Source organism: Corallococcus sicarius (assembly GCF_003611735.1).
Taxonomy (GTDB): domain Bacteria; phylum Myxococcota; class Myxococcia; order Myxococcales; family Myxococcaceae; genus Corallococcus; species Corallococcus sicarius.
This window is the reverse complement of sequence record NZ_RAWG01000427.1, coordinates 1-6,511: the sequence shown is the minus strand read 5'-3', so window position 1 is coordinate 6,511 and position 6,511 is coordinate 1. Positions and strand designations below refer to the sequence as shown.

General features: G+C 72.4%; 8 protein-coding genes. 6 read left to right on the top strand and 2 right to left on the bottom strand.

What is annotated here, in order from left to right; genetic code table 11:
- Positions 1-562: putative outer membrane beta-barrel protein (locus D7X12_RS37740; RefSeq protein ID WP_120630022.1), on the top strand; the 562-nt coding region annotated here is incomplete at its 5' end.
- Positions 563-575: 13 nt separating this feature from the next.
- On the opposite strand, the gene D7X12_RS37735 is transcribed toward D7X12_RS37740, so the two are convergent.
- Positions 576-986, bottom strand: a complete 411-nt coding sequence (locus D7X12_RS37735; protein ID WP_120532882.1) for a response regulator — start codon at positions 984-986, stop codon at positions 576-578.
- 277 nt (positions 987-1,263) lie between these two features.
- Here D7X12_RS37735 and D7X12_RS37730 point away from each other — a divergent pair, with 277 nt between their 5' ends.
- Together D7X12_RS37730 and D7X12_RS37725 are read left to right on the top strand one after the other, a co-directional pair.
- The gene (locus tag D7X12_RS37730; protein ID WP_244225022.1) at positions 1,264-2,661 is read left to right on the top strand and encodes a DEAD/DEAH box helicase family protein; all 1,398 of its coding nucleotides are present in this window, start codon (positions 1,264-1,266) and stop codon (positions 2,659-2,661) included.
- Complete coding sequence (locus D7X12_RS37725) at positions 2,648-3,859, top strand: DUF790 family protein (protein WP_120630021.1); 1,212 nt, start codon at positions 2,648-2,650, stop codon at positions 3,857-3,859. The genes D7X12_RS37730 and D7X12_RS37725 overlap by 14 nt, the downstream gene beginning before the upstream one ends.
- 24 nt (positions 3,860-3,883) lie before the next feature.
- Here the strand turns inward: D7X12_RS37725 and D7X12_RS37720 are convergent, their stop codons facing one another.
- The gene (locus D7X12_RS37720; protein ID WP_120528580.1) at positions 3,884-4,249 is read right to left on the bottom strand and encodes a helix-turn-helix transcriptional regulator; all 366 of its coding nucleotides are present in this window, start codon (positions 4,247-4,249) and stop codon (positions 3,884-3,886) included.
- Between the two features lie 129 nt (positions 4,250-4,378).
- On the opposite strand from D7X12_RS37720, the gene D7X12_RS37715 reads away from it, so the two are divergent.
- From D7X12_RS37715 to D7X12_RS37705, 3 genes are all read left to right on the top strand, one after another.
- Positions 4,379-4,744, top strand: a complete 366-nt coding sequence (locus D7X12_RS37715; RefSeq protein ID WP_120630020.1) for a response regulator — start codon at positions 4,379-4,381, stop codon at positions 4,742-4,744.
- A gap of 61 nt (positions 4,745-4,805) precedes the next feature.
- The gene (locus D7X12_RS37710) at positions 4,806-5,636 is read left to right on the top strand and encodes a metallophosphoesterase family protein (protein ID WP_120630019.1); all 831 of its coding nucleotides are present in this window, start codon (positions 4,806-4,808) and stop codon (positions 5,634-5,636) included.
- Between the two features lie 77 nt (positions 5,637-5,713).
- Positions 5,714-6,511, top strand: a 798-nt coding sequence (locus tag D7X12_RS37705) for a DUF418 domain-containing protein (protein ID WP_500683239.1), incomplete at its 3' end; no start/stop codon positions are given.

Below are 6,511 nucleotides of genomic sequence, written 5' to 3'. Positions count from 1 at the left end.
GTCCCCTTCCGCCCAGGCCAAGGAAGGGCCCTTCTTCATCGCGCCCAAGGTGGGCTTCATCAAGACCACCACGTCGCTCAGCGGTGACCTCTACCTCGCCGCGGAGGTGGGCTACCTCACGCCCCTGCTGAAGCGGCGGCTCGCGCTGGTGCTGGAGGTGAACTACCACCGGCCCTCCATGACCGGGACGCTGCGCGGGCCCCAGATGGACAACCTGGGCCAGCCGGTGGAGCGCCCCTACACGCTCGCGGAGCGCGAGGTCGCCCTCCAGCTGTCCGCCGTGTACCGCGTTCCCCGAGGGCTGGGGCCGCTCACGCCCTACGTGGGCGCGGGGCCGGGCCTGTACCTGCACCGCGCGACGGTGGAGGCGTTCGACACCACCGCGTCGGAGAGCCGGGGCGCGCTCGGCTTCCAGGTGCTCGCGGGCGCGGAGCTGCCGCTGGGTCCCGGGGGCGCCTTCCTGGAGGCGCACTACCACTTCGCTCCGGTGGACTTCCTCACCACCGGGGACGTGAACGTCGGCGGGGTGCTCGCGGCCGTGGGCTACCGCCTGCGCCTGTAGCCCCGGGCGCGCATCAGGCCCGCCCCACCGGCGGGCGCAGCATGCGCAACAGGTGCTGGGCCAGCAGGTCGCGCACCGCCTGGAGCAACGAGCCCATCAGGTGGTGCAGCGCTTCGGCGGTGTCGCCGTGCGCTTCCCGCACTCGCTCGGAGCGGCCGTCGAAGATGCGCAGCCGGCCGGGCACCAGCGAGATGACCGGCAGCGACGGGTGCCGCTTGCGCAAGAGGCCCAGGAACAGCGGGTGGTCCTCGTCCGGGCGGCGCAGGTCCACCACCACCAGGGCCGGCTTGTTCTCCGCGATGGAGGCGAAGGCGTCGTCCGGCTCTCCCGTGGCCGTCACCTCCACGTCCGGCTCCGCGTCCAGGAAGCGCCTCAAGAGCGTGCGCGAGGCCAGATGCGGGCTGACGACGAGGACCCGCATCAGGAGGTCCACGCCAGGGAGGAACGGCGGGCTGCGGCAGGGCAGGTCGAACGCATGAAGAGGAACAGGTAACGCCCGAAGCGCCCCCAAAGCAACCCGACCCGCGCGCTTCGGGCCTGCCGTGCCGACAGGCAGTCAATCGTTCGCGCCCGTGGCTTCTCCCAGACAACCCGGCGACAGTGGCGCGGCGACGTCCAACCCGCTACTCCCCTCCTCGCGCGGGCCCCCTGCCGCGTTGGATTCCCTTCCCGAGCGTCCCACCGAGCCCGTCATCGAACCCGTGTCCCCGCCCGGCATCGAGCTGCACTACGACAGCGGCACGCTGGTGGCCCCGACGCTGCCGGAGGACGCGCGCCTGCTCGCGCTGTTCCAGAAGGACGGGCGCACGGGCGTCTTCCGCGCGCCGGCGTTCCACTACCGCGACGTCGTGATGCGCCTGCGCGAGTGCGGCCTTCCCTACGAGGACCGGGCCAAGCGCTTCGAGCCGGTGGAGCTGCCCCTCACCGTCCCCATCGAGCCGTTCCCCCACCAGCGCGCGGCGCTGGACGCATGGACTCGCGCGGGAGGACGGGGGCTGGTGGAGCTGCCCACCGGCGCGGGCAAGACGCTGCTGGCGGTGCTGGCCATCGCGTGGGTGAAGCGGCCCACGCTGGTGGTGGTGCCCACGCTGGACCTGATGGCGCAGTGGCAGGGCGTGCTCGCGAAGTACTTCCCCGGCCCGGTGGGCATGGTGGGTGGCGGCGTCAATGACAGGCAGGCGCTCACCGTGACGACGTACGACTCCGCCGCGATGCAGATGGAGTTCACCGGCAACCGCTTCGGGCTGCTCATCTGCGACGAGTGCCACCACCTGCCCGCGCCCAGCTACCGCTTCATCGCGCAGGGCACGCTCGCCCCCTACCGCCTGGGCCTCACCGCCACGCTCGCGCGCGCGGACGGCGGCGAGCGCGTGTGCGAGGAGCTGCTGGGGCCGCTGGTGCACCGCACCGGCATCGAGGAGCTCCAGGGCCAGTACCTGGCGCCGTATGAGGTCCGCCGCGTCGAGGTGCCGCTGACACCCGACGAGAAGGCGCGCTACGACGAGGCGCGCGGGAAGTACCTCACCTTCGTGCGCCGGCTGGGCGTGCCCCTGGCGTCGCCGGAGGGCTGGGCGCGCTTCCTCGCGCAGAGCCAGCGCAGCGACGAGGGGCGCGCGGCCTACCGCGGCTACCGGGAGCAGCGCCGCATCGCGCTCACCTCCAGCGGCAAGCTGGACGCGCTCTGGCGCATCCTCCTGGAGCACCGCGAGGACCGCGTCATCGTCTTCACCGACGACAACGAGACCGTCTACACGCTGGCCCGGCGGCTGCTCCTGCCCGCGCTCACGCACCACACGCCGCTGCCGGAGCGCAAGGCGCTGCTCGCCGCGTTCGCCAGCGCGGAGCTGCCCGTGCTGCTCACGTCACGCGTGCTCAACGAAGGCGTGGACGTGCCCGAGGCGCGCGTGGGCGTGGTGCTCAGCGGCAGCGGCAGCGTGCGTGAACACGTGCAGCGGCTGGGCCGCATCCTGCGAAAGCGCCCCGGCAAGCGCGCCCTGCTCTACGAGGTGTGCTCCGCGCAGACGGCGGAGAGCGGCATCAGCGAGCGCCGGCGCCAGCACCGCGCCTACCAGGAGGGGCCCCCGGATGCTGACGCGTGAACTGCTCGCCTCGCGCGTGCGCGAAGGCATCCTGCGCCCGTCCTTCATCAAGGCGCACGACCCGGCGCTCCAGGCGCTCGCGAAGGAGCTGCTCGCGGACGCGGAGGCCTTCAAGGGCCAGGCCCGCGACGACGTGGAGGAGGCCTTCGCCCTCAAGGCCGGCGCGTTCAGCCGCCCCAAGGTCGCGCGGGGTCTGGTGAAACTCCTGATGGACCGGCTCCTCTTCGACGAGGCCGGCGAGGGGGCGTTCGAGGCGCGCTGGAAGACGCTGCTCGTGGGCGCGAGCGTGCTGCGGACGCAGCCCCTGGACTCCACGCTGGAGGCATACGAGGCGCGGCTCTCCGAGGCCCTGGGCGCGCCGCTCGAAGCGGCCCGCGAGGCGCTCTACACGGACCTGCCCGGCAACCGGAAGCTGCTCGGCTGGGACGGCGAGCCGCTCACGCCGCAGGGGCTCTTGGACCGCTACAACCTGGCGCTCGCGCAGGGGCCGCTCTTGAACGCGCGGCGCCTCACCCTGCGCGCGCGGGCGCCGGAGCTGCTGCGCGTGCGCAAGCTCCTGCGCTGGCTGAAGTTCTGCCGGCTGGTGGCGGAGGTGCGGCGCGACGGCGAGGACTGGTCGCTGGAGGTGGAGGGCCCCGGCGCGATGCTGTCCCTGCAGAAGAAGTACGGCCTGCAGCTCGCGAGCTTCCTGGCGATGGTGCCCATCCTGGAGCGCTGGGAGCTGACCGCGGTGCTGGAGGACGCGCGCAAGCAGGCGACGCTCCAGCTGAGCCACGAGGATCCGCTGGTGTCGCCCCTGCCGGCCGCGCTGGGTCACGTGCCGCCGGAGGTGGCCGCGCTCGCGGAAGGCTTCGAGGATGCCGCGTGGGAGCTGGACCTGACGCCCCGGCCGCGCCACACCGGCGCCGCGGGGCTGTGCGTGCCGGACCTCACCTTCCGCCACCGCCAGACGGGCAACGAGGTGGCGCTGGAGCTGTTCCACCCGTGGCACGCGGGGCCGCTGTCGCGGAGGCTGTCGGAGCTGCGCGCGCGCCCCGACGCGGGGCTCCTCCTGGGCGTGGACCGGGCGCTGGCGAAGGAGTCGGCGGAGCGGCAGGTGCTGGAGGAGCACCCGCAGGTGGTGCTCTTCAACGGCTTTCCCTCCGTCCGCAAGCTGCGGGAGCGGCTGGCGCGCTGGGACGACGCCAAGCCCTCCTGACCCCGGGGTCGCCGGGGCGGGCCTTCAGCTGCGGGGTTTGAACTGCGAGGCCAGCACGCTGAGGATGCGGATGGAGCCCCGGTCCAGCTGCTTCGCGCGGCGAAGCAACCGGCGCAGCTCCGCGGACTCGCCGTAGTCGGACGGAGGCTCCGCGGCCCACTTCACGTCCTGCGAGGGCTTGAGGCCCAGCGCCTCGTCCGCGGAGATGGACAGCACCACGCACAGCCGCCGGAAGGTCTGGATGCTGGGCAGCATGTGGCCGCGCTCCAGCCGCCCATAGACTTCACTCGCGATGCCGATGCGCTCCGCCACGTCCGCCTGGGTCAGGTTCAGGCGGGTGCGGGCGACGCGGGCCGCACCTCCGAGCCGGGATGCGAGGGTCTTTTCCATGGGGTCGTTAACCTACCGGGTTCGCCCATGTCGATATGACTTGAGAGGTTGGCATCCAAGAACTTCCGGGGTAGGCTTGTCGCGGCACAACCTCTTGCGTTACGCCTGTCTTCACCACCCTTTGCCTTCATGCGCGCGCATCCCGGTCCTGCCCCCAGCTTCCTCTTCGTCGACGCGGATCCACGAGCGCTCGCCGCGCTGCGACGGCTGGTTCGAGACCTCCCGGGACTCAAGCGCTTCGCCCTGGGCGTGAGCGAGGCGGTCCAGTTGATGCGCGAGGCGGAGCCCTCCGTGGTGGTGAGCGGCTACGGCCTGCCGGACGGTGACGGGCTGCACCTGCTCACGTGCGTGCGCGCCCGGCATCCGGGCACCGCGTGCGCGCTGCACACCACGCATCCACCGCCCACGCGGGGGCTGGAGGCCCGGGGCATCACCTGGATGGACCGCGCCGCGGCGCCGCAACAGGTGCTGGCGCTCCTGGCCTCCCTGGGCTGACAGGCCCAGGGGGTTCCCGTGCCGCGCGCGGGCACACGCGTTAAGGTACCCGCCTCGCGCCATGAAGCTCTACGCCATCAGTGACCTGCACCTGCGGCACCCCGAGAACCACCAGGCGCTCGCGGCGCTCGCGCCCCGTCCGGACGACTGGCTCATCGTCGGCGGCGACGTGGGCGAAACGCTCGCGGACATGGACCTGATGCTGCGCACGCTCACCGCGCGCTTCCGTCAGGTCGTCTGGGTGCCGGGCAACCACGAGCTGTGGTCCATGCCCTCGGAACAACCGCCGCTCCGGGGCGAGGCGCGCTACCTGCGCATGGTGGACCTGTGCCACCGCTACGGCGCGCTCACGCCGGAGGACCCCTACCCGCGCTGGCCGGGCGACGGCCCGCACCGCGTCCTCGTGCCCATGTTCCTGGGCTACGACTACACCTTCCGCCCGGACACGGTGCCGGTGGAGAAGGCGCTGGAGTGGGCGTGGGAGGACGACCTGATGTGCACGGACGAGGTGCTGCTGCACCCGGAGCCCTACCCTACGCGTCAGGCCTGGTGTCACGCGCGCGTGGCGCGCACGCGCGCGCGCCTGGAGCGGCTGCCGGCGGGCTGCTCCACCGTGCTCATCAACCACTACCCGCTGCGCTACGAGCACGTGCGGCTGCCGCGCATCCCGCGCTTCTCCATCTGGTGCGGCACGCGCCTCACCGAGGACTGGCACACCCGCTACCGCGCGGAGGTGGTGGTGACGGGGCACCTGCACATGCCCGCCACCCTGTGGCGCGACGGCGTGCGCTTCGAAGAGGTGTCGCTGGGCTACCCCCAGCAGTGGCGCCACCGGGGCGGGCTGGAGCGCTGCCTGCGCGAGGTGCTGCCCGGCCCGGAGAAGGCCGCCTGAGGCGGTGCCCCCCTGGGGAAGCCCAGCCCTCCCGGCACGTTTGACGGCGCGGAGGACGCAGGCCTGTAGTCCACGGCATGCCTGAACCCTCCGCCGACTCCGTGGGCCCTGTCGACCAGTCCGAACGGGTCCACGTGCTGGACGCCCTGCGCGGCTTCGCGCTGGCGGGCGTCTTCATCTCCAACAGCCTCTCCTGGTTCAGCGGCCGCACCCTGCTGCCGCGCGAGCAGTCCCTGGCCCTGGGCGCGCCCCTGCTGGAGACGGTGGTGGGCTCGCTCTACTCGCTCTTCATCGACCAGAAGTTCATCACCCTCTTCTCGCTCCTCTTCGGGCTGGGCTTCTCCCTGCAGATGACGCGCGCGGAGTCCCGGGGGGCGGCCATCGTGCCGGTGTACCGGCGGCGGCTGCTGGTGCTGCTGGGCATGGGCCTGGTGCACATGTTCGCGCTGTGGGTGGGCGACATCCTGAGCACGTACGCGCTGCTGGGCTTCGTGCTGCTGCTGTTCCGCAAGCGCTCGGACCGGACGCTGCTCACGTGGGCGCTGGTGCTCTACCTCGTGCTGCCCCCCCTGCTCACCGCCGCGCAGACGTACGGGCCGGCGCTGCTGCACGGCCGCGAGCAGGCGGACCGGAGCGCGAAGCAGACCCGCGACGAGGAGGCGGCGAACCGCGCGGCGTTCCTCGCGGGCCTCTCCAGCGATTCGGTGGTGACGTCGCAGCAGGCCAACCTGCGCTTTGCCTGGGAGGGCCTGGGCGCGCCCCTGCTGGAGACGGTGGTGGGCTCGCTCTACTCGCTCTTCATCGACCAGAAGTTCATCACCCTCTTCTCGCTCCTCTTCGGGCTGGGCTTCTCCCTGCAGATGACGCGCGCGGAG